At 63.2% G+C, this 25,895-nt stretch carries 22 protein-coding genes; 12 read left to right on the top strand and 10 right to left on the bottom strand.

Annotated elements, in window-relative coordinates:
* Positions 1-197 precede the first annotated feature (197 nt).
* The 4 genes from BM154_RS18530 to BM154_RS18515 all read left to right on the top strand — a co-directional run bounded on the left by BM154_RS18530 (position 198) and on the right by BM154_RS18515 (position 3,389).
* A complete protein-coding gene (locus BM154_RS18530; protein ID WP_074887579.1) occupies positions 198-896 on the top strand; it encodes a histidine phosphatase family protein in 699 nt (232 codons plus the stop codon).
* 58 nt (positions 897-954) lie between these two features.
* Complete coding sequence (locus BM154_RS18525) at positions 955-1,266, top strand: SCP2 sterol-binding domain-containing protein (protein ID WP_074887576.1); 312 nt, start codon at positions 955-957, stop codon at positions 1,264-1,266.
* Between the two features lie 260 nt (positions 1,267-1,526).
* Entirely contained in the window at positions 1,527-2,594 is a 1,068-nt protein-coding gene (locus BM154_RS18520) for a phosphotransferase family protein (RefSeq protein ID WP_074887573.1), read from the top strand.
* Positions 2,595-2,621: 27 nt separating this feature from the next.
* A complete protein-coding gene (locus BM154_RS18515; RefSeq protein WP_074887571.1) occupies positions 2,622-3,389 on the top strand; it encodes an SDR family oxidoreductase in 768 nt (255 codons plus the stop codon).
* Positions 3,390-3,971: 582 nt separating this feature from the next.
* Here BM154_RS18515 and BM154_RS18510 read toward each other — a convergent pair.
* Positions 3,972-4,619 (bottom strand): hypothetical protein, encoded by a 648-nt coding sequence (locus tag BM154_RS18510; protein ID WP_074887568.1) that lies wholly within the window; start codon positions 4,617-4,619, stop codon positions 3,972-3,974.
* A gap of 104 nt (positions 4,620-4,723) precedes the next feature.
* Between BM154_RS18510 and BM154_RS18505 the strand changes: the two genes are divergently transcribed.
* Positions 4,724-5,503 (top strand): TSUP family transporter, encoded by a 780-nt coding sequence (locus tag BM154_RS18505; RefSeq protein WP_139225495.1) that lies wholly within the window; start codon positions 4,724-4,726, stop codon positions 5,501-5,503.
* Here BM154_RS18505 and nudC read toward each other — a convergent pair.
* The 7 genes from nudC to BM154_RS18470 all read right to left on the bottom strand — a co-directional run bounded on the left by nudC (position 5,471) and on the right by BM154_RS18470 (position 13,338).
* A complete protein-coding gene (gene nudC / locus BM154_RS18500) occupies positions 5,471-6,301 on the bottom strand; it encodes an NAD(+) diphosphatase (protein ID WP_074887562.1) in 831 nt (276 codons plus the stop codon). The two genes, BM154_RS18505 and nudC, sit on opposite strands and share 33 nt — an antisense overlap.
* Positions 6,301-7,959, bottom strand: a complete 1,659-nt coding sequence (locus tag BM154_RS18495) for a FimL-related protein (RefSeq protein WP_074887559.1) — start codon at positions 7,957-7,959, stop codon at positions 6,301-6,303. Before BM154_RS18495 ends, nudC begins: the two co-directional genes overlap by 1 nt.
* Positions 7,960-7,997: 38 nt before the next feature.
* Positions 7,998-8,810, bottom strand: coding sequence for a crotonase/enoyl-CoA hydratase family protein (locus tag BM154_RS18490; protein WP_074888720.1), 813 nt, complete (start codon positions 8,808-8,810; stop codon positions 7,998-8,000).
* A 137-nt stretch (positions 8,811-8,947) separates the two neighbouring features.
* Positions 8,948-11,218, bottom strand: coding sequence for an Orn/Lys/Arg family decarboxylase (locus tag BM154_RS18485; protein WP_074887556.1), 2,271 nt, complete (start codon positions 11,216-11,218; stop codon positions 8,948-8,950).
* A gap of 115 nt (positions 11,219-11,333) precedes the next feature.
* Positions 11,334-12,086, bottom strand: coding sequence for a DNA polymerase III subunit epsilon (dnaQ, locus tag BM154_RS18480; RefSeq protein WP_074887553.1), 753 nt, complete (start codon positions 12,084-12,086; stop codon positions 11,334-11,336).
* Positions 12,079-12,531 (bottom strand): ribonuclease HI, encoded by a 453-nt coding sequence (gene rnhA, locus BM154_RS18475; RefSeq protein ID WP_074887550.1) that lies wholly within the window; start codon positions 12,529-12,531, stop codon positions 12,079-12,081. Before rnhA ends, dnaQ begins: the two co-directional genes overlap by 8 nt.
* A gap of 45 nt (positions 12,532-12,576) precedes the next feature.
* Positions 12,577-13,338 (bottom strand): class I SAM-dependent methyltransferase, encoded by a 762-nt coding sequence (locus BM154_RS18470; protein ID WP_074887547.1) that lies wholly within the window; start codon positions 13,336-13,338, stop codon positions 12,577-12,579.
* 88 nt (positions 13,339-13,426) lie between these two features.
* Here BM154_RS18470 and gloB point away from each other — a divergent pair, with 88 nt between their 5' ends.
* The 7 genes from gloB (at position 13,427) to BM154_RS18435 (ending at position 23,369) form a co-directional block, all read left to right on the top strand.
* Positions 13,427-14,200 carry a hydroxyacylglutathione hydrolase gene (gene gloB / locus BM154_RS18465; protein ID WP_074887545.1) on the top strand — a complete coding sequence of 258 codons (774 nt, stop codon included), beginning with the start codon at positions 13,427-13,429 and terminating at the stop codon, positions 14,198-14,200.
* Positions 14,201-14,300: 100 nt separating this feature from the next.
* Positions 14,301-15,851 (top strand): LysM peptidoglycan-binding domain-containing protein, encoded by a 1,551-nt coding sequence (locus BM154_RS18460; RefSeq protein WP_074887541.1) that lies wholly within the window; start codon positions 14,301-14,303, stop codon positions 15,849-15,851.
* A gap of 106 nt (positions 15,852-15,957) precedes the next feature.
* Positions 15,958-17,790 carry an extracellular solute-binding protein gene (locus tag BM154_RS18455; protein WP_074888717.1) on the top strand — a complete coding sequence of 611 codons (1,833 nt, stop codon included), beginning with the start codon at positions 15,958-15,960 and terminating at the stop codon, positions 17,788-17,790.
* Positions 17,787-19,637, top strand: coding sequence for an extracellular solute-binding protein (locus BM154_RS18450; protein ID WP_074887538.1), 1,851 nt, complete (start codon positions 17,787-17,789; stop codon positions 19,635-19,637). The genes BM154_RS18455 and BM154_RS18450 overlap by 4 nt, the downstream gene beginning before the upstream one ends.
* Entirely contained in the window at positions 19,638-20,726 is a 1,089-nt protein-coding gene (locus BM154_RS18445) for a microcin C ABC transporter permease YejB (RefSeq protein ID WP_074887535.1), read from the top strand.
* A 2-nt stretch (positions 20,727-20,728) separates the two neighbouring features.
* On the top strand, positions 20,729-21,748 hold the full coding sequence (locus BM154_RS18440; protein ID WP_074887532.1) for an ABC transporter permease: 1,020 nt from the start codon (positions 20,729-20,731) through the stop codon (positions 21,746-21,748).
* A 1-nt stretch (position 21,749) separates the two neighbouring features.
* Entirely contained in the window at positions 21,750-23,369 is a 1,620-nt protein-coding gene (locus BM154_RS18435) for an ABC transporter ATP-binding protein (RefSeq protein ID WP_074887529.1), read from the top strand.
* Positions 23,370-23,529: 160 nt separating this feature from the next.
* Here BM154_RS18435 and BM154_RS18430 read toward each other — a convergent pair whose 3' ends face one another.
* Positions 23,530-25,389 carry a SurA N-terminal domain-containing protein gene (locus BM154_RS18430; protein WP_074887526.1) on the bottom strand — a complete coding sequence of 620 codons (1,860 nt, stop codon included), beginning with the start codon at positions 25,387-25,389 and terminating at the stop codon, positions 23,530-23,532.
* A 217-nt stretch (positions 25,390-25,606) separates the two neighbouring features.
* Complete coding sequence (gene hupB / locus BM154_RS18425) at positions 25,607-25,879, bottom strand: nucleoid-associated protein HU-beta (RefSeq protein WP_003239952.1); 273 nt, start codon at positions 25,877-25,879, stop codon at positions 25,607-25,609.
* Between the last annotated feature and the right edge of the window lie 16 nt (positions 25,880-25,895).

Genomic DNA, 25,895 nt, shown 5'->3' with positions numbered 1-25,895 from the left:
CCCTTTATCCAATCGACGGCCTCGCGTGGAGGCCTGCAGCGCCCAGCATACCGAGGCCGCTCGGCAGCGACCAGCGAGAGCACGGCCTTTCAACCGCCCGGCGAGCGATTCAAACAAACGTATGAATTTTCGTTGACAGCTTCCGCCCATCCCTCCTACCCTCGCCTCACATTCAAGGTTCCCGGGTTGCAGCGCACGTGGGCAGCATCTACCTGATTCGACATGGCCAGGCTTCATTCGGTGCAGAGGATTATGATGTCCTCTCGTCGCTGGGCGAGCGGCAGTCGACCCTGCTCGGCAGCCACCTCGCTCAGACCGGGTTGCGCCTGGATCGCGCGGTCAGCGGCAGTCTCACCCGGCAGGTCCATACCGGCCGTCTGGTGCTCGAACAGCTTGGTGACGCGCCGGCGCTGGAAACCGATGCCGCCTTTAACGAATTCGATGCCGAAGGTGTGATCCGCGCCCTGCTCCCCGCACTGCTGCCCCATGAGCCGCAGGCCCTGGAGGTGATGCGCAATGCCGCGCACAACCGTGCCGAGTTCCAGCGGTTATTCGTGCGCCTGCTGGAGACCTGGGTCGGTGGCGACTACGACGCCCCGGCGCTGCAAAGCTGGCAGGCCTTTCTCGATCAGGTCGATGGCGGCCTGCAGCGCCTGCTCGAGCAGGCCCAGGGCCGCGAGCGGATCGCCGTATTCACCTCCGGCGGTACCATCACCGCGTTGATCCACCTGCTGACCGGCATGCCGGTCACCAGCGCATTCGCCATGAACTGGCAGATCGTCAACACCTCGCTGAGCTGCCTGAAGTTCCAGGGCGAGCGAGTGACCCTAGCGTCCTTCAACAATCATGCCCATCTGCAGCTGTTGAACACCCCATCGCTCATTACCTATCGCTGAGCGACGGTCAATGTACCCGCAAGGGTAGAAAACAATCCGCAAATACGAGGAAACCACCATGAGCGTCGCAGACATCGTCCAAACCATGAAAGCCAAGTTCAACCCCAGCGCCGCCGAAGGCCTGGACCTGGTTTTCCAGTTCAACATCGAAGATGCCGACAACTATTACCTGATCGTCAAGGACGGCACCTGCGACGTGAAACAGGGCGACAGCCCGGACGCCAACGTCACCCTGATCACGGACAAGGAAACCTTCAAGGGCATCACCACCGGTGAAACCGATGGCATGCAGGCCTTCATGGCCGGCAAGCTGCGCGCCGAAGGCGACATGATGCTGGCACTGAAGCTGAGCGAGCTGTTCCCGGTCTGAGGATCAGGCCAGCGGCTGAATATGAAAACCGGAATCCGTCGATTCCGGTTTTTTTTGCCCGCGGTGCCCTGGCTGCTCGCACGGACGGGGCACGCGACGGTAGAAGTTTCTTGCGCAGGTTTTGCTGCCCCCCGAAGCATCAGTGGCCTTGATTCGTCATCAACAGCATTATCGATAGACGCGCAACACGCTTGCCGCCACACACCGGGCTGATAAATTGGCCTAATCATCACCGCCGACGACAATTAGAAGGGATAGGGATGACACTCACCGACCGGCCCGGCGCCATCCGCCAGGGCGAAGAACTCGATGCCCGCGCCATCGACGCCTACCTCAAGGCTTATATCAGCGACCTGCACGGTGAGCCGCAGATCAGCCAGTTCCCGGGCGGCGCCTCCAACCTCACCTACCTGTTGCGTTATGCCGATCGCGAGCTGGTGCTGCGCCGCCCGCCTTTCGGCCGAAAGGCCAAGTCGGCCCACGACATGGGCCGCGAATTCCGTATTCTCAACCAGCTCAGAGACGCTTTTCCGTACTGTCCGCAGGCGTTCGTGCACTGCACCGACGAATCGGTGATCGGCGCCGAGTTCTATGTCATGCAGCGCATGGACGGCATCATCCTGCGCGCCGACCTGCCTGCCGAGCTAGGCTTCACACCCGCCCAGACCACCACCCTGTGCAAGAGCTTCATCGACCGCCTGGTCGAGCTGCATCAGGTCGACTATCAAGGTTGCGGCCTGGCCGACCTGGGCAAGCCGGACGGCTACGTGGCGCGGCAGATCAATGGCTGGGGCGAGCGCTACGACAACGCCCGCACGCCTGACGCGCCGGCCTGGGACAAGGTGCGCGGGTGGCTGCAGGACAAGATGCCAGCCGATCATTCGCGGCCGGCCATCGTCCACAACGACTACCGCTTCGACAACGTGATCCTCGATGCCAAAGACCCCATGCGCATCATCGGCGTGCTCGACTGGGAGCTGACCACCCTGGGCGATCCGCTGATGGATCTGGGCAATACCCTGGCCTACTGGATCGAGGCTGACGACCCGGCGCCCGTACAGCTGATGCGCCGCCAGCCGAGCAACGCGCCCGGTATGCTGACCCGTCAGGCCTTCGTCGATTACTACGCCGAGCGCGCGGGCATAGAGATCAAGTGCTTCGACTTCTACTACATCTACGGGCTGTTCCGCCTGGCCGGTATCGTTCAGCAGATCTACTACCGCTATTACCATGGGCAAACCGCCGACAAGCGCTTCGCCTCCTTCGTGCAGATGAACGCCTTGCTCGAACAGATGGCCCTCCGGGTCATCGCGCGTTCCTCGCTCTGACGCTCTCCTCTTATCGAGACCCACGCCATGTCCAAGACCCAGTTGTTCGACCTCGACGGCAAGATCGCCTTCGTGTCCGGTGCCAGCCGCGGCATCGGGGAAGCCATCGCCCACCTGCTCGCCCAGCAAGGTGCCCAGGTCATCGTCGCCAGCCGCAAGCTGGACGACTGCCAGAGCGTCGCCGACGCCATCATTGCCAAGGGCGGCAAGGCCGTGGCAATGGCATGCCATATCGGCGAGATGGAGCAGATCCACGCGGTATTCGCCGAGATTCGCCAGCGCTTCGGGCGGCTCGACATTCTGGTCAACAACGCGGCGACCAACCCGCAGTTCTGCAACGTGCTGGATACCGACCTGGGCGCCTTCCAGAAGACCGTCGACGTGAACATTCGCGGCTACTACTTCATGTCCATCGAAGGTGGCAAGCTGATGAAGGAGAACGGCGGCGGCAGCATCATCAACGTGGCATCGATCAACGGCGTGTCACCGGGCGAATTCCAGGGCATCTACTCGGTGACCAAGGCCGCAGTGATCAGCATGACCAAGGTGTTCGCCAAGGAATGCGCGCAGTTCGGCATTCGTTGCAATGCCCTGCTGCCCGGCCTGACCGACACCCGCTTCGCCTCGGCGCTGACCAAGAACGAAGCTATCCTCAACTTCGCCCTGCAGCGCATTCCCCTCAAGCGCGTCGCCGAGCCAAGCGAAATGGCCGGCGCGGTGCTCTACCTGGCCAGCGAGGCGTCGAGCTACACCACCGGTGTGGCGCTGAATGTCGATGGCGGGTTCCTGTCCTGAGAGGCCGTTCGCGCGCTATGAGGCTGGCGACTCGTATTGCCATGTATAGACGGTAAAAAGGCAAAAGCGGACATCCAGCGCTTTGGCTTTTTTATGTTTCTCTCTTGCAAAAGTAACTGACGACGCCAATTGCCCCTTCAGGAGGCCGAGTGGAATCGTTGTGAAGAGGGTTGAGCGACATGGATGTCGCGAGAGCCGCGATGGGCCAAGGATGGCCCTTCGTGGGGGGCCGCCTAGGTCGGGCCCTCGGAACAATGATGAAGCGAGGGAACCCCGGCGAAGCCGGGGCCGGATGGCGGGGCTAGACCTTTTGGTTTCTTTTGGCGGGGCCGGCCATCCGGGCAATGCCAAAAGAAACCCGCTCGTCAGAGCGGAACCGAGCACATAAGCAACTCGGTAATGCTGGCGGACTCACGTCGGTACGGGCGGGGACGCCCAGTCCATGCCCGTGATTTTTCGCGGGCATGGCCCGCTCCCACAGCTAATCACCAGCCACCCTAACGGGCGCGACCGGCCGCTACCGCCACGCTGCAGTCATTGCACATGAACCACCTCCAACCTCGCCAAGAACGGCTCAACAACTCATTGCCAATCCTTCAGCGCCTGATGAGCGGCTTCGTTCATCGGCTCGGCCAGCAGGCCGGTGGGCGTCAGGCTGACGTTGAACACCGCCTTGTCGGCCATCGGCAGGTAGGTCACGCGGCGCGCCTGGGCGTCGAACATGAACAGGTCGTGCTGGCCCAGACGCAGCCAGCGCCACAGGTCCACGCCATACAAACTATGGGTCAGCTCGGCCTGGGTGTAACGCGCCTGGCTCTGCTGCTCGATGGACAGAAAGCGGCTGTTGAGCTTCTCCAGCCGATAACCAGGCTGCAGGCCGATCAGGGCAGCCAGGCCCTTCCACTGCAGCAAACGCACGTCAAGCTGCCACAGATCGCCTTCCAGATTGACGCTGCGCTGTACGCCATCTTCGAGAATGTCGACTTGGTAGACATTGGCCGTGCGATGAAAACTCAGGGTCAGCAGCGGCTTGTTGGCCGGCAAGGGTGCGTAACGACTCAGGTCATAGGCCACCAGGGCTACCAGCACCGCGGCGGCGAGAAATACCAGGCCGCTGGTGCCACGTAGCCAGGCGAGAAACCAGCGCCCACCGAACATTATGCGCAGGGCGATGAAGAGCACCAGCAGTGCCAACAGAGCCGTTGCCCAGGCGAGTGCGTTGTACTGCATGGAATCGATTCCTTGTAAGTGAAAATGCCGGCATTATGCGCAGCGCATTCGCCTGCGAATAGCGCCGTTGCCGCACAATCGGATACAGGTCGCCTTTTATGTCTTTGCCCTTCGAACTGGCCGTCGATCCCACGACGTTGCTGTTGCTCGCCCTGGTCGCCTTTATCGCCGGGTTCATCGACGCCATTGCCGGCGGCGGCGGCCTGCTGACCATTCCCGCGCTGCTCACCACTGGCATGCCGCCGCACCTGGTGCTGGGCACCAGCAAGCTGTGCGCGACCTTCGGCTCGGCGACCGCCGGCTACACCTTCTACCGGCGCAAGCTGTTCAGCCCCGGCAAATGGAAGAACGCGATGGTCGGCACCGCCATTGGCGCCATTGGTGGTGCGGTGCTGGTGCACTGGATGCCGGCCGAATGGATCAACAAGATGTTGCCGGTGGTGGTGTTCGCCTGCGGCCTCTACCTGCTGTTCGGCAAGACGCCGGATGCACCGCTGGACGCCGACCTGCCCATTGCCACCCGCCGGCAATGGCCGCAAGGCATCAGCCTGGGTTTCTATGATGGCGTGGCGGGCCCGGGAACCGGCGCCTTCTGGACGGTCAGCACCCTGCTCATGTATCCCCTGGATCTGGTGCGCGCCAGCGGCGTGGCACGCTCGATGAACTTCATCAGCAACGCCTGCGCCCTGGTGGTATTTATCATCGCCGGACAGGTGGCCTGGGTGGTGGGCCTGTGCATGGGCTTTTCGCTGATGGCAGGCGCCTTTCTCGGCGCGCGCACGGCCATCGGTGGCGGCTCGAAGTTCATCCGCCCGGTGTTCATTCTGGTGGTGCTGGGGCTGACGACGCGGCTAGTCTGGCAGCACTGGTTCGGTGCCGCCTAGGCGGCTGGCCACGTAGGAGTCGATCAGGTAGCGAGCGATCGAGCGCGAGGCCGGCAATGGCGGCAGCGCGTGGATCGAGAACCAGCGGGCATCCTCGATCTCCTCTTCCTGCAGGACGATCTCGCCGCCGGCGTAGTCGGCATGGAAGCCGAGCATCAGCGAGTGCGGGAACGGCCAGTTCTGGCTGCCCTGGTAGCGGATATTGCAGACCTCGACGCCGACCTCCTCACCTACCTCCCGGGCCACGCACTGCTCCACCGACTCGCCCGCTTCGACGAAACCGGCCAGGGTGCTGTACACCCCGGTGACGAAACGCGGCGAACGGGCCAGCAGCACCTCGTCACCGCGGGTAACCAGCACGATCATGCTTGGCGACAGGCGCGGATAGTGGCGCAGGTTGCACACCGGGCACTGCATCGCACGCTCGCCCGGCACCTGCAGCATCGCCGCGGCGCAGCTGCCACAAAAGCGATTGTCGCTGGCCCAGGTGCCGACCTGCGCCGCGAAACCGAGCACCTGGAACAGCTCGGCGTCGCCTTCAAGCATCACCTGCCGCAGTGATTGCCACTGGCAGCCCGGCAGTTCAGCCTTGCGCTGCAGTTCGAGCAGGTAAAGCGGCTCGCCGCGAAAATGACCCAGGCCATGCTCGGCAATTACCGGCAGCGCTTGCTGCTTCAGCCACTCGCGGGGAAACAGCAGGCCATTGGCATCGCCCAGAAAATGCTGGCGATGGTGGGCCAGCACCAGGCCGCCAGGCTGCTCGCAGTCGAGCAACTCGGGTTGCCAGTGCCCGGCCATCAGGCGGCCACCTCTTGGCCGAGGGCGCGTACGCTCTCGGCGGCCAGATCGAGCACGCTCGGCTGCGCCAGGCCGGTGTCGGCCTCCAGATAATATTCCAGGCTGCTCAGGGCATCGGCCAGCACCTCCAGGCGCGCCTCGGCCGGCATCTGCTCGGCATCGAGCATCTGCGCCTGGATGTAGTCTGCGCAGGCGCCCACCAGCGCCGCGGCGCGCTCCTGGCCGAGGAACCACAGGCCACCTCGCACGGCCTGCAGGCTGAACGGCACGTTGGCCAGGTGCATGCGCTCGCCAGCCGACTCCAGGTACGCGGTGATCGCCCGCTTGGCCAGCGCCAGACCGGCACGGGCTTCGTCGAGCACCACGATGCGCGCTTCGAACAGCTGGTGTTGGGCGAAGGTGCAGACCTCCGGCTCCACCCGCGGGGCGGTTACCCGCTCGCCGCGCTCGAGGGTGGCGACCATGCCCTCGACGTACAGCACCGCATCTGCCAGGGCGATCAATTGCTCGGGTTCGCTCGGTGCGCCTTCGCACCAGGCGCTGACCGTCGGCAATTGCTTGGCCAGCGCATTGCCCGCCGAACTCAGGCCAACCATGACCAGGGTCTTGCTCAGTTTGCCAAGCAGCGCATGCAGGCTGGTCAGGCCATCTTCCTGCAGGGTGCCGCGCTCGCTAAGGTCGAGCAGATCCTTGACGCTGGCCAGTTCCTCACGGATCGCCGAGCTCAGCGAACGCATCACCGCCTTGCCGGGGCCGGAGAGACGCTGGTATTCCTCTTCCAGCAGGTGATCGGTAAAGGGCAGCGCGGTAATCCCGAACAGTTCACGCACTTCGCTCGCCAGCGGGCCGCGGCCGGCGGACAGCGCCACAAGGTAGAGCAGTTCCTTGAGGAGGCTGCGTGGAGGCTCGTAGGAACCATTGACCAACATCTGCCGCAGCTCGCGGTCAATACGCGAGAACAGCTGCTTACGCGACTTGCGCGGCAGCAGTTGACCATCGTTGAGGGCCTCGAGGGCCGCCGCGCCCAGCCAGCACAGGCGCCCACGCGGCTCGTTGGCGAACAGTCCGTCGAGACGGCTCATGGCCCGGCCCATCAGCTTCATGCTGGGCGACGGGTTCTGCTCGCGGATAAAGCCCAGCAGGCCGACCTGGTACATCTGCCGCAGGCGACGGCCTTCGCTTTCCTTGGCGGCCGCATCCAGCGCGGGCGGGACCATGCGCGGCCGGGCCTGGTCGAGGCGCACGCTGAAGAAGAAGCTTTCGGGCAGTGGCGGCTGCTTGCAGGCCTGGCGCAGGTCGTTGATCGCCGGCAGCAACAACTCGGGCATTTCCTGGCGATGGGCATCCAGCCCTTCGAGGTAGCGACGCAGCACGTGCAGGGCGTTGCTCAGCGCGGCCAGCTGCGCATCACGCTCGTTGCCGACCCCGGCGGGAATATCGGTGGCCTGATCGAGCACTTCCTGGGCCAACAACTCGGCACCGGCCAGTTCGATCAGGTTGAGCGTACCGCGCACCTGCTGCAGGTTGTCGACGGCCTGCTGCAACAGTGCGCCATTATTGCGCTCGACGATGAACTGCTCGAGGCTCGCTTCGGCCTCCTCGATCGTGGCGAACAGTTCGTCGCGAACCAGCCCCAGTGAAGATGCTCCAGAAACCATTCGCTAATGTGCCTCCCGCACAGATGATGAAACCGCGCTCAATCAGCGAACTCGGGATTCTGCTTGTTCATATGGGCCATCATCGCTATCCGCAGGTCGGCCGACTGCAGCATGGCGGCGTTCCAGGTGGCGACGTAGTCAAGACCGTCGTCGACCCGATGATCACGCATGTAGCGAATCATCTGCTTGGTACCACGCACGGCAACCGGCGATTTTGCGGCGATCGCCCGGGCAATGTCCATCACGCCGGCCAGCAATGTGTCGTGGGTCTCGAATACGCGGTTCACCAGGCCGATTTCCCGTGCTTCGGTGGCCTCGACAACGCGGCCGGTGTAGGCCAGCTCCCGCAGTATGCCGTCGCCGATCAGGCGCGGCAGGCGTTGCAGCGTGCCGACGTCAGCGGCCATGCCGATGTCGATTTCCTTGATGGCGAACTGCACGTCCGCGCTGCAATAGCGCATGTCGCACGCGCTGATCAGGTCGATGGCACCGCCCAGGCAGTAGCCCTGGATGGCAGCCAGCACCGGCTTGCTGCAGTGATCGACGGCGTTGAACGAGGCCTGCAATTCGACGATCTTGCGGCGCAGCGTCTGCGCATTGCGGCCGACATCCTTGCCCAGCTGGCTGCTGACCTGGGCCAGCAGGTTGAGGTCGATACCCGAGGAAAAGTGCTTGCCAGCGCCCGACAGCACCACCACGCGAACCTCGTCGGTCTCGTCGGCCCAGCGGAAAATGTCGATGATCTCGGTCCAGAACGCGGCGTTCATCGCGTTGATCTTGTCCGGTCGGTCGATCACCACATGAGCGATCTTGTCCTGCAACTCGACGCGAAAAGCCTGGTATTGCGACATGGCGATCATCCCTTCTGTTGGCGGCTCGAATGCCCGGCAGCCGGCAGCTGCCTGCAAACCGCGCAACTATAGCAAGCGGCGCCTGAAAGTCGATCACGCCTGCATGTGGAGTCGCCAAATCGGGAAATCGGCTGGGCTCAGGCTTCGATGATGCAGTCCACCGTGTAATAGCTGCCCTGCTCGCCCTCATGACGCTGCAGCCCGTGCACGTCGGCGTCGAAGCCCGGAAAACGCTGCTCGAAAGCCTGGGCGAAACGCAGGTAGTCGATGATCGAGCGGGTTTGCGAGGTGAAGCGCTCGCCCGGCATGATCAGCGGGATGCCCGGCGGATAAGGCACCAGCATCACCGCGGCGATACGCCCCTCGACGTCATCGACCAGCACCTCCTCCACCTCGCCGCGCACCAGCTGGTTGTAGGCGTCAGCGGGCTTCAGGGCGATCTCCGGCAACACCGTGTACATGCGTTTGAGCGACTTGGCGGTGGCGTTCTCGCGGTAGCAGTCGTGCAGCGCGTCACACAGGTCGCGCAGGCCCATGCCCTGGTAGCGAAGCGCGCCTTCGCGGGCTACCGAGGGCAGCACGGCGCTCAGCGGCAGGTTGGCGTCATAGCTGCGCTTGAATTCCAGGAGTTCGGTCAGCAGGGTGCTCCACTTGCCCTTGGTGATGCCCATGGAGAACAGCACCAGGAACGAGTACAGGCCGGTCTTCTCGACCACCAGGCCACGCTCCCAGAGAAACTTGCTGACCACCGCGGCCGGAATGCCGCGCTCGTCGAGTCGCCCGCCGGCAGTCAGGCCGGGCATCACCAGGGTCACCTTGATCGGGTCGAGCAGTACGTAGTCCTCTGCCACATCGCCAAAGCCGTGCCAGTCGGCTTCGGGCTGCAGCAGCCAATCCGGCGTCGACACGTCGTCGGTACCCTCGGTCTGCGGCGGCTGCCAGATGCTGAACCACCAATCCTCGCTACTCAGGCTCTGGCCCAGGTTGGCCAGGGCACGGCGGAAGCTCAGGGCCTCGTCGAAGGTTTCCTGGATCAGCGAGCGCCCGGCGGGGCCTTCCATCATTGCCGAGGCGACGTCCAGCGAGGCGATGATGCCGTACTGCGGCGAGGTGGAGATATGCATCATGAAGGCTTCGTTGAAACGGTCGCGGTCGAGCTTGCGCCCGCTGGTGCCCGCGCCACCGTCTTGCACGTGGATCATCGAGGCCTGGCTGAAGGCGGCCAGCAGCTTGTGGGTCGAGTGGGTGGTGAACACCATGGGGCCGCCGGCCTCGCGGGTGGTACCCATGCCGTAACGCCCGGCATAGAACTCGTGGAACGCCGCGTAGGCGTACCAGGCCTCGTCGAAGTGCAGCACCTCGACCGAATCGCCCAGGGTGCGCTTGATCAACTCGGCGTTGTAGCACAGGCCGTCGTAGGTCGAGTTGGTCACCACCGCCAGCTTGACCTTGGGTTCGCGCCCGCGGGCCAGCGGGCTGGCATCGATCTTGGCCTGGATCGACTCGCGGGAGAATTCGCTGAGCGGAATCGGCCCGATGATGCCCAGCTCGTTACGCTCCGGCGACAGGTACAGGGGAATCGCGCCAGTCATGATGATCGCGTGGAGGATCGATTTGTGGCAGTTGCGATCGACCAGCACCAGGTCATCGCGGCCGACCATCGAGTGCCAGACGATCTTGTTGGCGGTCGAGGTGCCGTTGATCACGAAGTAGGTGTGGTCGGCGCCGAAGTTGCGCGCGGCGCGCTCCTCGGCAGCCGCCAGCGGCCCGGTATGGTCGAGCAGCGAACCCAGTTCGGGCACCGATACCGACAGGTCGGAGCGCAGGGTGTTCTCGCCGAAGAACTGATGGAACGCCTGCCCCACCGGGCTCTTGCGATAGGCCACACCGCCGCCATGCCCGGGGGTGTGCCAGGAATAGTTGGACTGCGAGGTGTGCTGCACCAGAGCCTTGAAGAACGGCGGCAGCAGGCCATCGAGGTAGTTGCGCGCGGCCCGGGCCACCTGCCGGGCCAGAAACGGCACGGTGTCTTCGAACAGGTAGAGAATGCCGCGCAGCTGGTTGAGGTCCGCCATGGCTTCGGCCGGCGCGTTCTCGATGGTGACCTGCTCGCCGAGGGCGAAAATCGGCAACTGCGGCGCGCGGCGCCGGGCGATGCGGATCAGCTCGACCATATCGTGCAGCAGATGGCGATTTTCCCCAGCGCCTTCGGCGGCCACCAGGATGCAGGCTAGGCCGTGATGGGTAGAGGCAACGATATGCCCTTCCGCCGAGCTGGCGGTGGAGAGGATGGTGAAACCGTCCTGCTCCAACTCCGCGGCGATGGCCCGCACCCGCTCGCCGGCCACGGTGTCGGCCTTGATGTCACGATGAACGATGAGTACGGGGAACTTGAGATCTTTGTACATCAGCTACACCTGAGGTCATGCGGGATCGGCCCGCTATGCCCTCAGGGTAGAGGCTCGCCATAGAGGACGGAACCCCTCGCAGACAGAGCTATACGAAAAGGTCGCAATTCGCCGCTCAGGAGGCGGGCGCGCCCTGCTCCGCGGCTTCCATCTGTGCCCAGAGCGCCGGCGCACCCGCTGCCTTCTCAATGACCGCCAGGCGCGCGGCATGGGCGGCCAGATCCTCGGCGCTGGCGGCGATCACCACGCCCATCGGCCGCTCGGCAGGCAGGCGGCGAATCGGCGTCGGCTGCTGGCGACCGCTGCCGTCGCCTTCGGAGCCTTCGCCGGCCAGTGACAGGTTGGTCTGCCCGCCGGTCATCGCCAGGTAGACGTCGGCGAGAATCTCCGAGTCGAGCAAGGCGCCGTGCAGCTCACGGCCGGAGTTGTCGACGCCATAGCGCTTGCACAAGGCATCCAGGCTGTTGCGCTGGCCCGGGTGACGCTCACGCGCCATCTGCAGGGTGTCGAGCACGTCGCAGTACGAGGAGATATCCGCGCGCTCGTGCTGGCCGATCAGGGCGAATTCGTTGTTCAGGAAGCCGATGTCGAACGGCGCGTTGTGAATGATCAGCTGCGCGCCCTTGATGAATTCGTAGAATTCGTCGGCAACATCCTTGAAGCGCGGCTTGTCCTTGAGATCCTCGCTGGTGATGCCGTGCACCGCGATGGCGCCTTCATCGATCTCACGGTCAGGTTGCAGGTAGATGTGGAAATGCCGGCCGGTGAGGCGCCGCCCCTCGACCTCCACGCAACCGATTTCGATGACCCGATGGCCATCATTGACCGGCATACCGGTCGTTTCAGTATCCAGTACGACTCTACGCACGCTTCAAGCTCCTGATCTCTTCGACACCACGATTGGCCAGCTGGTCGGCGCGTTCGTTGCCGGGGTGGCCGATATGGCCGCGCACCCATTGCCAGGTGACGTTGTGGCGGTTGACCTGTTCGTCCAGTTGCTGCCACAGGTCGGCGTTCTTCACCGGCTCTTTGGCGGCGGTTTTCCAGCCGCGCTTCTTCCAGTTGGGCATCCACTCCTGAATGCCCTTCATGACGTACTGGGAATCGGTGACCAGCCGTACGTTGCACGGGCGCTTCAGCTCGGCCAGACCACGAATCGCGCCCATCAGCTCCATGCGGTTGTTGGTGGTCACCGCCTCACCGCCCCACAATTCCTTTTCCACCCCCTGGAACACCAGCAATGCGCCCCAGCCACCGACGCCCGGATTGCCCTTGCAGGCACCGTCGGTGTAAAGCTCAACTTGATCGGACATGCAGCGCCTTCATCTATGGTCTGATTTTGATGTGCGGCAAGCCGGTCATGCGCCTTCGCGATCGCGGCGACTGACCTTGGCTACCGGCATGGGCACCAGCTTGCCCATCGGTTCACGACGGGACTGGCGCAGCGGGCGCAGGCCGACCACCAGCTTGCGCGCCACCAATACGTAAAAACCGCCGCCGGGCGATTGCCAGGCGCCGCCCCAGCGTTCCAGGGAGGCCAGCCGAGCCTGCCAGGCAGCGGAAGCAAGCGGCGGACGATAACACCCGAAGCGGCGTTTCTCCAGCGCGAAGCCCAGCAGGTTGAGCCAATCACCGAGGCGCCCCGGGGCGATGCAGCGGGCGTCGTGCAGCACATCGTGGGCGAACAGATGGCGCACGCCCCAGGCGCTCATCGGATTGATGCCGACGATCAGCAGGTGGCCGCCCGGGCGCACGCTGCGCGCGGCCTCGCGCAGCAAGCCATGGGGCGACTGGCTGAAATCCAGGCCATGTTGCAGCACCACCACGTCGGCGGCATGCTCGACCAGCGGCCAGGACTGCTCTTCGCAGACGATCTCGACACCGGCAAACGGCGCACCCAGGCGTACGCTGCGCTGGATTTGCTGGGTTTCGAGGGAGGTTTCGGCGCAAGGGCCGTAATGCACCAGGTAGCCGCCGAAAAACCGCGCCAGCTCTTCGTCGAGCAGGCGCTGCTCCTGCTCGAGCAGCAGGCGGCCCAACGGGCTGGTGAACCACTGCCGGGCTGCACCGATCAGTTGCAGCCAGTCGGCATCGGCCTGGGCGAAGGGGGTGTCGCTCATCGACGCTTGCTCATGGAAGGTACCTACATAGCCATCTCTTACAATGACACCTAAGATGCACCTTTGTCCCCAGCTTGGCGACCACCTGATGATCACGATCGAAGCCCTGAGTGCATTCTCCGACAACTACATCTGGCTGCTGCAGGATGCGCAGCACAAGCGTGTCGCAGTGGTCGACCCCGGCGACGCAGCGCCCGTGCAGGCCTGGCTGCAGCAGCATGACGACTGGACGCTGAGCGATATCCTGATTACCCACCATCACAACGATCATGTCGGCGGCGTCGAACAGCTGCGCCGTGAAACCGGGGCGCGTGTCCATGGCCCGGCCAACGAGAATATCCCCGGGCGCGATCAGGCTCTGGTCGACGGCGATCGCATCGAGGTACTGGGTCTGGCCCTGCAGGTCTTCGAGGTACCCGGCCATACCCTGGGCCATATTGCCTTCTATCAACCCGAGCAGCACTGGCTGTTCTCTGGCGATACCCTGTTCGCCGCCGGCTGCGGCCGGCTGTTCGAAGGCACGCCCGCGCAAATGTACCAGTCGCTGCAGCGCCTGGCGGCGCTGCCGGACACCACCCTCGTCTACTGTGCCCATGAATACACCCTGAGCAATCTGCGTTTCGCCAGGGCCGTCGAGCCGGCCAATCCGGCAATTGCCGAACGTTTCAGACAGGTCGAGGCGTGGCGCGAGCAAGGCCGTATCAGCCTGCCGTCCGATCTCGCCATGGAGCGCGCTACCAACCCCTTTCTGCGCACGGCCGAAACATCGGTTAAAGAAATGCTCGCCAGCCGGGAAGGTCACGCCCTGGGCAGTGAGAGCGAGGTTTTCGCGGCGCTACGGGCCTGGAAAGACCACTTCTGAAGCGCCGACTGGACCGCAAAAATCCTGGTCAAAACTTGACCACTCCTGGATCGGTTTCTAGAATCGCCCGACTTTCGATCCAGGACACCCCCACTCACCAATGCCTTCCTCTCGACCTAAACCCTTGAATTCAAAGGCATTGACCCTGCGTTACCCCGCGCTGGCACTGGCTGTGTGTGTGGTGCTCAGCGGCTGCCAGAGCCTCGAGCCACAGCAGGCCGATGCCGGCCCGGTGGTGGACCTGAGCGGCAGAACGCCGCACCAGCCGTTGTGGATCAATGCCAAGGTCGGTGCCGAGCAGCCTAAGGATATCTGGGAGCGCGTGCGCTCGGGCTACCAGTTGCAGGACGCCATCGGCGTCAACCCGCGCATCGAGCAGCAACGCCTGTGGTTTGCCAGCAACCCGTCGTTCGTCGAGAAATCCGGAGAGCGCAGCAGCCCCTACATCCATTACATCGTCGAACGCCTGGAAGAGCGCAACATGCCAATGGAGCTGGCGCTGCTACCGATGATCGAAAGCGCCTACAATCCATTTGCCTATTCGCCGGCCGATGCCGTCGGCCTGTGGCAGTTCATCCCGTCTACCGGGCGCAACTTCAATTTGCGACAGACCCGCTGGTACGACGGCCGCCGCGATGTCACGGCCTCCACCCAGGCCGCCATGGACTATCTGGCGCGCCTGCACGAAATGTTCAACGGCGACTGGCTGCTTGCCCTGGCCGCCTATAACGCCGGTGAAGGACGGGTCAGCCGCGCCATCGAGCGCAACCAGAAGCTTGGCCTGCCAACCGATTACTGGAACCTGTCGCTGCCCCAGGAAACCCAGAACTACGTGCCCAAGCTGCTCGCCCTGTCCCAGGTGATCATGGCACCGAGCGGCTACGGCGTGAGCCTGGCCCCGATTGCCAACGAGCCCTACTTCGAAGAGGTGGAGCTCAAGCAACGCATGGACCTGGCGCGTGTTGCAGCCCTGGCCGAGGTGGACGAAGACGAGCTGTACCTGCTCAACCCCGCCTTCAAGAAGCGCATCACCGTGGATGGCCCGCAGCACCTGCTGGTGCCAACCCGGAAGGTCGAGCTGCTGACGGCCAACCTGTCGACGCTCAAACCCGAGGATCGCGGCCTGCAGGAATACGTGGTGCGTGCCGGCGACAACCTGCACGGCATCGCCAGTCGCTACCAATTGAGCGTTGCCAGCATCAAGGAGCTCAACCAGCTCCGTGGCAATACCCTGAGCGTGGGCCAGCACCTGAACCTGCCGACCGACCTGCAGCCGGTGCCGGATGCAGCGCCGCAGCGAACGGTCAATACCGCCGTCGCCTCGCGCAGCTACACCATCCGCAATGGCGACAACCTCTGGCAGATCGCCAAGGCCCATAACGTGGCCGTCAGCGACATCCAGCGATGGAACGCCCTCAAGGGCAATTCGCTGCGTGTCGGCCAGACCATCAAGCTGCAGGGTGGCAACTCCAGCACGAAAACCGTCGCCCAGCGTGACGGCGTCACCTATTACAAGGTGCGCAAGGGCGATTCGCTGCACCTGATCGCCAAGCGCTTCAACGTGCAGATGAAGAACCTGCAGAGCTGGAACCCACGCACCGGCAAGGCGTTGAAACCGGGCCAGGTACTGACCCTGCGCCTGCCTGACTGACGCGCATTGCAACACACTTGAGGCGACCCACCGGGGCCGCTCTTTTTCCTGTACAGACAAGCTGTTACTGTACGGAAACCTTGCTGCCCCGGATCGGATATTGCTCTTGAGATGCCCTCTCCTCTCGCTGTTTTTTGGCCTGGCCGCCAGTTTTCCGGCCTTGGCAACGCTCAGCGAAAGCCATGGCTATGCGCAGTTCGGCGCGCTCAAGTATCCGGCCAGTTTCAGCCACTTTGACTGGGTCAACCCGCAGGCGCCCAAGGGCGGCACCCTGCGTATCATGGCCGCCGGCAGCTTCGATACGCTCAACCCCTACACCTTCAAGGGCACCAGCCCGGTCGCCACGGCCAACTTCCTGCAATATGGCGTGACCGAGCTGAACGAGCCGCTGATGGTCGGCACCGGGCAGTACGATCCCTCCGGCGACGAGCCGGCCTCCAGCTACGGGCTTATTGCCCGCTCGGTGGAATACAGCGAAGACCGCAGTTGGGTGGTGTTCAATCTGCGCCCCGAAGCGCGCTTTCACGATGGCAAACCGATCACCGCCTACGACGTGGCGTTCTCCTATCGGTTGCTGCTCAAGGAAGGCCACCCGCAGTACCGCACCAGCCTGCAGGAAGTCAAACGGGTCGATATCCTCAATCGCCACCGTGTGCGTTTCGTGCTGAAGCGCTCGAACAATCCGCTGCTGATCCTGCGCCTCGGCGAGCTGCCGGTGCTGCCCCAGCACTACTGGAAGGATCGCGATTTCAAGGCCACCACCTTCGAACCGCCACTGGGCAGCGGCCCCTATCGCATAACCCGGGTCGATCCAGGGCGGCGCCTGACCTTCGAACGGGTCCAGGACTGGTGGGGCGCGGCGCTGCCGGTCAACCGTGGCAAGTACAACTTCGATCGGGTCGAGGTGGATTTCTACCGCGACAGCCATGTCGCCTTCGAGGCCTTCAAGGCCGGTGAGTTCGACTTCTACATCGAGCAGCAGGCGAAGAACTGGGCCAACAACTACCGCTTTCCGGCGGTTACGCGCGGCGATGTGATCCGCGCGGAAATTCCCCACCAGATTCCCACCCAGACCCAGGCACTGTTCATGAACACCCGCCGCGCCACCTTCGAGGATGTGCGCGTTCGCGAGGCGCTGGGCCTGATGTTCGACTTCGAGTGGGCCAACCGCACCCTCTTCAACAGCTCTTACACGCGCGCCGCGAGCTACTACCCGAACAGCGCGTTTTCCGCCAAGGGCAAGCCGCAAGGCGCTGAATGGCTACTGCTGTCGCCTTTTCGCGGGCAGCTGCCGGCAAGACTGTTCAGCGAACCCTTCAAGATGCCGGTCACCGATGGCCGCGGCATTCCCCGGGAAACCATGCGCCGCGCACTCGGTCTACTCGCCGAGGCCGGCTGGAAACCGTCCGGCCAGCGCCTGGTCAACGCCAAGGGCGAGACGCTGCGCTTCGAAATCCTGCTGGTCAATCCGAACCTGGAACGCATTCTCCAGTCCTTTACCGAGAACCTGGCCAGCATCGGTATCCAGGCCAACCTGAGAACCGTGGATCGTGCCCAATACAAGCAACGCCTGGATCGCTTCGAGTTCGACATGGTCCTCCTGACCCTGCCCCAAACCCTCAGCCCGGGCCTGGAACAATCGCTTTACTTTCACTCCAGCCAGGCCAACGTCCAGGGTGGCAAGAATTACGCAGGCATCCACGATCCGGTCGTCGATGCCTTGCTGGAAAAGCTGCTCCAGGCCCGCAGCCGCGACGAACAGCTAGCCGCCACGCGGGCCATCGACCGCGTATTGCTCTGGCAGTACTACACCATACCCAACTGGTACATCGACTATCACCGCCTGGCGTACCGTAACCGGTTTGCCTTCGTCACCACGCCCCCCTATACGCTAGGGCTGCGCAGCTGGTGGCTGAAACCTACGGAGACCACACAATGACGCACCCACTGCGTTCATTTCTCATGCACGGCAGCGCCCTGTTGCTGCTTGGCCTTGCCACTCTTACCCAGGCTGCGCCGCAACATGCACTGACGCTGTATGGCGAACCGCCGAAGTACCCGGCCAACTTCAAGCATTTCGACTATGTGAATCCCGATGCCCCCAAGGGCGGCATTCTGCGCCTGCCCGGCCTCAACGGCTTCGACAGCTTCAATCCGTTCATTCCCAGGGGCAACCCGGCCGACCGCATCGGGTTGCTTTACGACACCCTCACCTACCACTCCCCGGATGAACCCTTCACCGAATACGGGCTGCTCGCCGAAAAGATCGAGAAAGGAGCGGATGACAGTTACGTGCGCTTCTTCCTCAACCCCAAGGCGCGTTTCCACGATGGCGAGCCGGTCACCGCCGAGGACGTGATCTTCACCTTCAACGCACTGCTCGAACATGGCGACCCCATGTACCGCCACTACTATGCCGATGTCGCCGAGGTGGTCGCCGAGAACCAGCGCACCGTGCGCTTCGACTTCAAGCATGCCGGCAACCGCGAACTGCCCTTGATTCTCGGCCAGTTGCAGGTGCTGCCCAAGCACTGGTGGGCCAGCCGCGACTTTTCCCGGGGCAGCCTGGAGCCGCCGCTGGGCAGCGGCCCTTACCGTATCGCCGATTTCTCGCCAAACAGCTCGATCCGCTTCGAGCGCGTCAAGGACTGGTGGGCCAAGGATCTGCCGGTGGCGCGCGGGATGTACAATTTCGACGAAATCCGTATCGAGTACTTCCGCGACATGGCCGTCGCCCTGGAAGCCTTCAAGGCCGGTCAGTTCGATGTCAATCTCGAATACTCGGCCAAGGACTGGGCCACCGGCTACAACTCGCCGGCGCTGCGCGCGGGCCGCTTCGTCCAGGAGGCCTTTCCCAACCGCAACCCGGCTGGCATGCAGGGCTTCGTGTTCAACACCCGCAAGCCGATGTTCCAGGACCCGCGCGTGCGCGAGGCCATCGCCCAGCTTTTCGATTTCGAATGGGCCAACAAGCAGCTGTTCTACGGCGCCTACAAGCGCACCCACAGCTACTTCGAGAACTCGGAAATGGCCGCCCGGGGCCTTCCCAGCGAAGCCGAGCTGAAGCTCCTCGAGCCGCTGCGCGGGCAGATTCCCGATCGCGTGTTCACCGAGGCCTTCGCGCCGCCGGTCAGCGACGGCAGCGGTATCATCCGTGACCAGGCGCGCCGCGCCTACCAGCTGCTCACCGAGGCCGGCTACCGGATCGAGAACGACAAGATGGTCGATGCCAATGGCAACCAGCTGGCATTCGAATTCCTCAACACCCAGGCCAACCTGGAAAGGGTGATCCTGCCGTTCAAGCGCAACCTGGCAGAGCTGGGCATCGACCTGCAGATCCGCCGTGTCGACGTATCCCAGTACATCAACCGCTTGCGCTCGCGGGATTTCGACATGACCTCGTCGATCTGGCCGCAATCGAGCTCGCCCGGCAACGAGCAGCGTGAGTTCTGGCACTCCAGCAGTGCCGACAACCCAGGCAGCCGCAACCTGATCGGCCTGCGCGACCCGGCCATCGACAAACTGGTGGAGGGCCTGATCCAGGCCGACTCGCGGGCCTCGCTGATCACCCATGCGCGAGCCCTGGATCGCGTGCTGCTGTGGGGCCATTACGTGGTACCCAATTACTACGTGGACGCCTACCGCGTCGCCTACTGGAAGCGCTTCGGCCATCCGCAGAAATCGCCGCTCTACGACTACGGGCTGATGACCTGGTGGCAGGAAAAACCGGTCGGCGAAGTGATCAGCAGCGAAGACGCGCCCACCACCGAGCAGGAAGAACGCTAGATGCTGGCCTATATCCTGCGGCGCCTGCTGCTGATCATTCCGACCCTGTTCGGCATTCTGGTCATCAACTTCGTGATCATCCAGGCCGCGCCCGGTGGCCCGGTGGAACAGATGATCGCCAAGCTGGAAGGTTTCGACGCCGCATCCGGCGGCGCCACCGGACGTATTTCCGGCGGTGGCGGCGGTGAGGTGGCCACCGCCGGCTCCAACTACCGTGGCGCCCAGGGCCTGGACCCTGAGCTGATCGCCGAAATCGAGAAGATGTACGGTTTCGACAAGTCGGCCCCGGAGCGCTTCTGGATCATGGTCAAGAACTACGCCAGGTTGGATTTCGGCGACAGCTTCTTTCGCGATGCCAAGGTCATCGACCTGATCATGGAGAAGATGCCGGTTTCCATTTCCCTGGGCTTATGGAGCACGCTGATCATGTACCTGGTGTCCATCCCGCTGGGCATCGCCAAGGCCACCCGCCACGGCAGCGCCTTCGACGTATGGACCAGCTCGGCGATCATCATCGGCTACGCGATTCCCGCCTTCCTGTTCGCCATCCTGTTGATCGTGCTGTTCGCCGGTGGCAGCTATTGGGACTGGTTCCCGCTGCGCGGCCTGACCTCCAGCAACTTCGACGAACTGAGCCTGAGCGGCAAGATAATCGACTACTTCTGGCACCTGGCCCTGCCCGTCACCGCCCTGGTGATCGGCAACTTCGCCACCCTCACCCTGCTGACCAAGAACAGCTTCCTCGACGAAATCAACAAACAGTACGTGACCACTGCCAGGGCCAAGGGCCTGAGCAATGCCCGGGTGCTCTATGGCCACGTGTTTCGCAACGCCATGCTGCTGATCATCGCGGGTTTTCCGGCGGCCTTCATCGGTATCTTCTTTACCGGCTCACTGCTCATCGAGGTGATCTTCTCCCTCGATGGCCTGGGCCTGTTGAGCTTCGAGGCGGCGATCAACCGCGATTATCCGGTGGTCTTCGGCACCCTGTTCATCTTCACCTTGCTGGGGCTGGTCGTGAAACTGATCGGTGACATCACCTACACCCTGGTCGATCCACGCATCGACTTCGAAAGCCGGGAGGCCTGACCATGGCACTGTCCCCGCTCAACAGACGCCGTTTCGAACGTTTCAAGGCCCACAAGCGCGGCTGGTGGTCGCTGTGGATCTTTCTCGCGCTGTTCTTCGTGACCCTGGGCGCCGAGCTGATCGCCAATGACAAGCCTCTGCTGCTCAGTTATGACGGCGAGCTGTACTTCCCGGTGCTCAAGCGCTACCCGGAGACCACCTTTGGCGGCGAGTTTCCCCTGCAGGCCAACTACAAGAGCCCCTACATCAAGGAGCTGATCGAGCAGAAGGATGGCTGGATGGTCTGGCCCCCCATTCCCTTCAGCTATTCGAGCATCAACTATGACCTCAAGGTGCCCGCTCCCGCGCCCCCCTCGGCGGCCAACTGGCTGGGCACCGACGATCAGGGCCGTGACGTGCTGGCCCGGGTCATCTACGGCTTCCGGGTTTCCGTGCTGTTCGCCCTGGCGCTGACCCTGGCAAGCTCGGTGATCGGCGTCGCTGCCGGCGCCCTGCAGGGTTTCTATGGCGGCTGGGTGGATCTGGCCGGGCAACGCTTTCTGGAGATCTGGTCGGGCTTGCCGGTGCTTTACCTGCTGATCATCCTGGCCAGTTTCGTGCAACCCAACTTCTGGTGGCTGCTGGGCCTGATGCTGCTGTTTTCCTGGATGAGCCTGGTCGATGTGGTGCGCGCCGAGTTCCTGCGCGGTCGCAACCTGGAGTACGTGCGCGCAGCCAGGGCGCTGGGCATGGGCAATGGCGCGATCATGTTCCGCCATATACTGCCCAATGCCATGGTCTCGACCATGACCTTCCTGCCCTTTATCGTCACCGGCGCCATCGGCACCCTCACCGCCCTGGACTTCCTGGGCTTCGGCCTGCCGGCTGGCGCACCGTCGCTCGGCGAACTGGTCGCCCAGGGCAAATCCAACCTGCAGGCCCCGTGGCTAGGCATCAGCGCCTTCGCGGTGCTGGCCATCATGCTGAGCCTGCTGGTGTTTATCGGCGAGGCTGCTCGCGATGCCTTCGACCCGAGGAAATAAGATGAGCCATCCCGATAACCTCATCGAAATCCGCGACCTGTCGGTTGCCTTCGTCAATGGCGACAGCCATCGCCAGGTGGTCAATCACATCAGTTTCGATATCCGCCGCGGCGAAACCCTGGCGCTGGTTGGTGAAAGCGGCTCCGGCAAATCGGTCACCGCCCACTCGATCCTGCGCCTGCTGCCCTACCCGCTCGCGCAGCATCCCAGTGGCACGATCCATTACGACGGTCAGGACCTGCTCAAGCTGCCGGAACGCAAACTGCGGGGCATCCGCGGTAACCGGATCGCCATGGTCTTTCAGGAGCCGATGACCTCGCTCAACCCGCTGCATAGCATCGAAAAGCAGATCAACGAGGTGCTTGGCCTGCACAAGGGGCTACGCGGCAAGGCGGCCACGGCACGCACCCTGGAGTTGCTGGAGCTGGTTGGCATACCCGAGCCGCAGAAGCGCCTCAAGGCGCTGCCCCACGAATTGTCGGGCGGCCAACGCCAGCGGGTGATGATCGCCATGGCGCTGGCCAACGAGCCGGAGCTGCTGATTGCCGATGAGCCGACCACGGCGCTGGATGTGACCGTGCAGCTGAAGATTCTGGAACTGCTCAAGGATCTGCAGGCCCGCCTGGGCATGGCCATGCTGATCATCAGCCACGACCTCAAGCTGGTACAGCGCATCGCCCAGCGGGTCTGCGTGATGCAAAACGGCGAGCTGGTCGAGCAGGCGGACTGCAAGACCCTGTTCAACGCCCCGCAACACCCCTACACCTGCACCCTGCTCGGCGCCGAACCAAGCGGCGATCCAGTCGATGCTCCAGCGGCAGAGACGCTGCTCGCCGTTGAGGACCTGCGTGTCTGGTTCCCCATCAAGAAGGGCCTGCTGCGCCGCACGGTCGACCATGTAAAAGCTGTCGACGGTATCAACTTCAGCCTGCAGCGTGGCCAGACCCTGGGTATCGTCGGTGAGAGCGGCTCGGGCAAGTCGACCCTGGGCCTGGCGATCCTGCGCCTGATCGGCAGCCAGGGCGGTATCCGCTTTGGCGAGCACCATCTGGGCAGCATGTCGCAGCGCGAGGTGCGGCCACTGCGCCGGGAAATGCAGGTGGTGTTCCAGGATCCGTTTGGCAGCCTCAGCCCGCGCATGACGGTGGGCATGATCATCGGCGAGGGACTGCGCATCCACCGTATCGGCAACCACGCCGAACAGGAGCAGGCGATCATCGAAGCGCTGTGCGAAGTCGGCCTGGATCCCGAAAGCCGTCACCGCTACCCCCACGAGTTCTCCGGCGGCCAGCGGCAACGAATAGCCATCGCCCGCGCCCTGGTGCTCAAGCCTGAACTGATCCTGCTCGACGAGCCGACCTCCGCACTGGATCGCACCGTACAGCGCCAGGTCGTCGACCTGCTGCGTTCCTTGCAGGCCAAATACAACCTGAGCTACCTGTTCATCAGCCATGACCTGGCGGTGGTGCGGGCGATCAGCCACCAGCTGATGGTGGTCAAGCACGGCCGGGTGGTCGAGCAAGGCGATGCCAAGAGCATTTTCCAGGCGCCCCAGCACCCCTATACCCAGCAGCTACTGGAGGCGGCGTTCCTGACGCCCGTCAGCCCGCAAAGCGCATAAACCCATAGCACCACCTGCAAAGCCATCACGGTGACGCAGTTCTGCCATCTGCGCTGGGCTATTCTGCTCGACAATCTGCTCTGCACAGCACCGCGAAAAATCCTTTGTTGCAGATACACAAAGGCCCCGAGATCGGGGCCTTTGTCATTCATGCGGGCTATCAGTAACGCTCGATATCCGCCTTGCTCTCCAGCTGCTTGCGGTAGGCCGCGAAGTCCTGCTGGCCGCTGCGCGAGGCGAGGAAGCGGCGGTACATGGCCTTCTCCTCGTCGCTCAGTGCCTGCTCGGGCTCGCTGACACCCTTGAGGCGGACCACCACGAAATCACCGTTCGCCAGGGCGATACCGCTGAATTCGGACTGCTCGCCGGTCGGCTTGGGCATACGGAACAGTGCCTGCAGGATGGCCGGGTCGACACCGTCCTGGTTGCGCGTGGCGGCTTCAACCACCTGCCAATCGGCACCCTCGGGCTTGACCTTGCCGTCACGCAGCTCGCTTACCAATTGCTCGCCGGCTGCCTTGGCCGCTTCACTGGCGCGGGTCTGGGTCAGCTGAGCGCGAATGCTGTCGCTCACCTGGTCGAGCTCCAGCTGTTGCGGCTTGCGGTGTTCCTTGACGCGAATGACCACCAGGGTGTTCGGATCGAGTTCGATGGCTCCGCTGTTGCTGCCGTCCTCCATCACCTCCTGGCTGAAAGCGGCCTGCAGCACCTGACGGTTCGCGGCTATACCGGTACCGCCCTGGCGACCGAACGGCTCGCTGGTCTGCACCTTGAGGCCCAGTTCCTGAGCAGGCTGTGCCAGGTCCGAGGACTCGAAAGCGGCGTCTTCAAGCTGCTTGGTCGCCTCGACGAAGCGCTGTTCGACGCGCTGCGCCTTGAGGTCGGTCTCGAGCTTTTCCTTCATGCTGGCGAGCGACGGCACTTCCGGGGCCTGCACACCAAGCAGCTTGATCAGATGCCAGCCGAATTCGGTACGTACCGGCTGCGACACCTCGTCCTGTTTCAAGGCATAGAGGGCATCTTCGAAGGCCGGGTCGTAAACGCCCTTGCCCGCATAGCCCAGGTCGCCGCCTGCGCTGGCCGAGCCGGGGTCCTGGGAGAACTCCTTGGCCAGGGCGGCGAAGTCTTCACCGCCCTGCAGGCGCTTCTGAACCTCCTCGATCTTGGCCTTTGCCTGCTCGTCGCTGACGTCACCGCCAACCTCGATCAGGATGTGCGCAGCATCCCGTTGCTCAGCCAGGTTGGCGATTTCCGACTCGTAGGCGGCCTTGAGCTCTTCGTCGCTTACGGAAACCTGCGAGAAGAATGCATCCTTCTTCAGTTCCACGTACTCGATGACCACCTGCTCCGGGCTCATGAACTGAGCCTGCTGGGCGTCGTAGTAAGCCTTCACGTCGTCATCACTGACTTTCACCGCGCCAGGATCCGCCTTGATGGTGCGCGTGGCGAAATCACGGGTCTGCTTTTCCAGGCGGGCGAACGCGGCCACTTCTTCATCGGTGACGAAACCGCTACCGGAGATACCGGCGCGCAGCTGACCAATCAGCATTTCCTGCTCGAGCATCTGGCGGAACTGCATCCGGGTGTAGCCAAGCTGACGGATCACCTGATCGAAACGATCGGCATTGAAGCGACCGTCGACCTGGAACTCCGGAGTCTGCACGATGACCTGGTCGAGCGCGGCCTGGGAAAAGGCGAATTTGGAGTCCTTGGCGCCCTGCAGCAGCAGCGAACGCTCGATCAGCCCTTTCAGAGAAGCCTCGCGCAGCAGACGCTCATCCAGCATGGCCGGGTCGAATTCCTTGCCCAGTTGCTGCAGCAACTGACGGCGCTGCATTTCCACAGCTTGATTGAGCTCGTTCTGGCTGATCTTCTCGCCATTCACATCGGCCGCGTTCTGGCTGTTGCCGGTGCCGGTGATGATGGCATCAACGCCGGTCAAGGCCATGAGAACGACGATCAGGCCGATGATGGTTTTGGCAATCCAACCCTGTGAATTGTCCCTGATATTTTGCAGCATGCTTCCCCCAGAACGGCCACGTACTAAAAATGGCCGCGCAGCGTGGGTAAAATCCGGATAGAAGAAAGGCGCATCCTGGGATGCGCCTTCTCGTAACGTGCGAAGCGGATCGGGATTACGACTCTACAATCCCCGGCGTGACAGACCTCTAGGTCTTATTGCCGCCCCACAACCGAGCCGGGATTAGCCGACCCGGCGGGCAAAGGCCCGAAGACGCTTAGTTGACGGCGTCTTTCAGCGCTTTACCAGCTTTGAAACCTGGAATCTTGGCAGCAGCGATGCTGATCGGCTTGCCAGTCTGCGGGTTGCGGCCAGTGCGAGCAGCACGCTCTTTGACAGCGAAAGTACCGAAACCAACCAGTACGACGGAATCACCAGCCTTCAGAGCGCCAGTAACGGATTCAATCACTGCGTCCAGCGCACGGCCAGCAACAGCTTTCGGGATATCAGCAGATGCGGCGATGGCATCGATCAGTTCCGACTTGTTCACTCTAAGTCCCCTTAAT

This window comes from Phytopseudomonas argentinensis (assembly GCF_900113905.1).
Classification (GTDB): domain Bacteria; phylum Pseudomonadota; class Gammaproteobacteria; order Pseudomonadales; family Pseudomonadaceae; genus Aquipseudomonas; species Aquipseudomonas argentinensis.
The sequence above is the reverse complement of the archived record's forward strand: the minus strand, read 5'-3'. Positions and strand labels throughout refer to the sequence as shown.

Coding starts and splice junctions, on each gene's coding strand:
- BM154_RS18525 (WP_074887576.1), top strand. CDS start 955: ATGAGCGTCGCAGACATCGTCCAAACCATGAAAGCCAAGTTCAACCCC.
- BM154_RS18520 (WP_074887573.1), top strand. CDS start 1,527: ATGACACTCACCGACCGGCCCGGCGCCATCCGCCAGGGCGAAGAACTC.
- BM154_RS18515 (WP_074887571.1), top strand. CDS start 2,622: ATGTCCAAGACCCAGTTGTTCGACCTCGACGGCAAGATCGCCTTCGTG.
- BM154_RS18510 (WP_074887568.1), bottom strand. CDS start 4,619: ATGCAGTACAACGCACTCGCCTGGGCAACGGCTCTGTTGGCACTGCTG.
- nudC (WP_074887562.1), bottom strand. CDS start 6,301: ATGGCCGGGCACTGGCAACCCGAGTTGCTCGACTGCGAGCAGCCTGGC.
- BM154_RS18495 (WP_074887559.1), bottom strand. CDS start 7,959: ATGGTTTCTGGAGCATCTTCACTGGGGCTGGTTCGCGACGAACTGTTC.
- BM154_RS18490 (WP_074888720.1), bottom strand. CDS start 8,810: ATGTCGCAATACCAGGCTTTTCGCGTCGAGTTGCAGGACAAGATCGCT.
- BM154_RS18485 (WP_074887556.1), bottom strand. CDS start 11,218: ATGTACAAAGATCTCAAGTTCCCCGTACTCATCGTTCATCGTGACATC.
- rnhA (WP_074887550.1), bottom strand. CDS start 12,531: ATGTCCGATCAAGTTGAGCTTTACACCGACGGTGCCTGCAAGGGCAAT.
- BM154_RS18470 (WP_074887547.1), bottom strand. CDS start 13,338: ATGAGCGACACCCCCTTCGCCCAGGCCGATGCCGACTGGCTGCAACTG.
- gloB (WP_074887545.1), top strand. CDS start 13,427: ATGATCACGATCGAAGCCCTGAGTGCATTCTCCGACAACTACATCTGG.
- BM154_RS18460 (WP_074887541.1), top strand. CDS start 14,301: ATGCCTTCCTCTCGACCTAAACCCTTGAATTCAAAGGCATTGACCCTG.
- BM154_RS18450 (WP_074887538.1), top strand. CDS start 17,787: ATGACGCACCCACTGCGTTCATTTCTCATGCACGGCAGCGCCCTGTTG.
- BM154_RS18445 (WP_074887535.1), top strand. CDS start 19,638: ATGCTGGCCTATATCCTGCGGCGCCTGCTGCTGATCATTCCGACCCTG.
- BM154_RS18440 (WP_074887532.1), top strand. CDS start 20,729: ATGGCACTGTCCCCGCTCAACAGACGCCGTTTCGAACGTTTCAAGGCC.
- BM154_RS18435 (WP_074887529.1), top strand. CDS start 21,750: ATGAGCCATCCCGATAACCTCATCGAAATCCGCGACCTGTCGGTTGCC.
- BM154_RS18430 (WP_074887526.1), bottom strand. CDS start 25,389: ATGCTGCAAAATATCAGGGACAATTCACAGGGTTGGATTGCCAAAACC.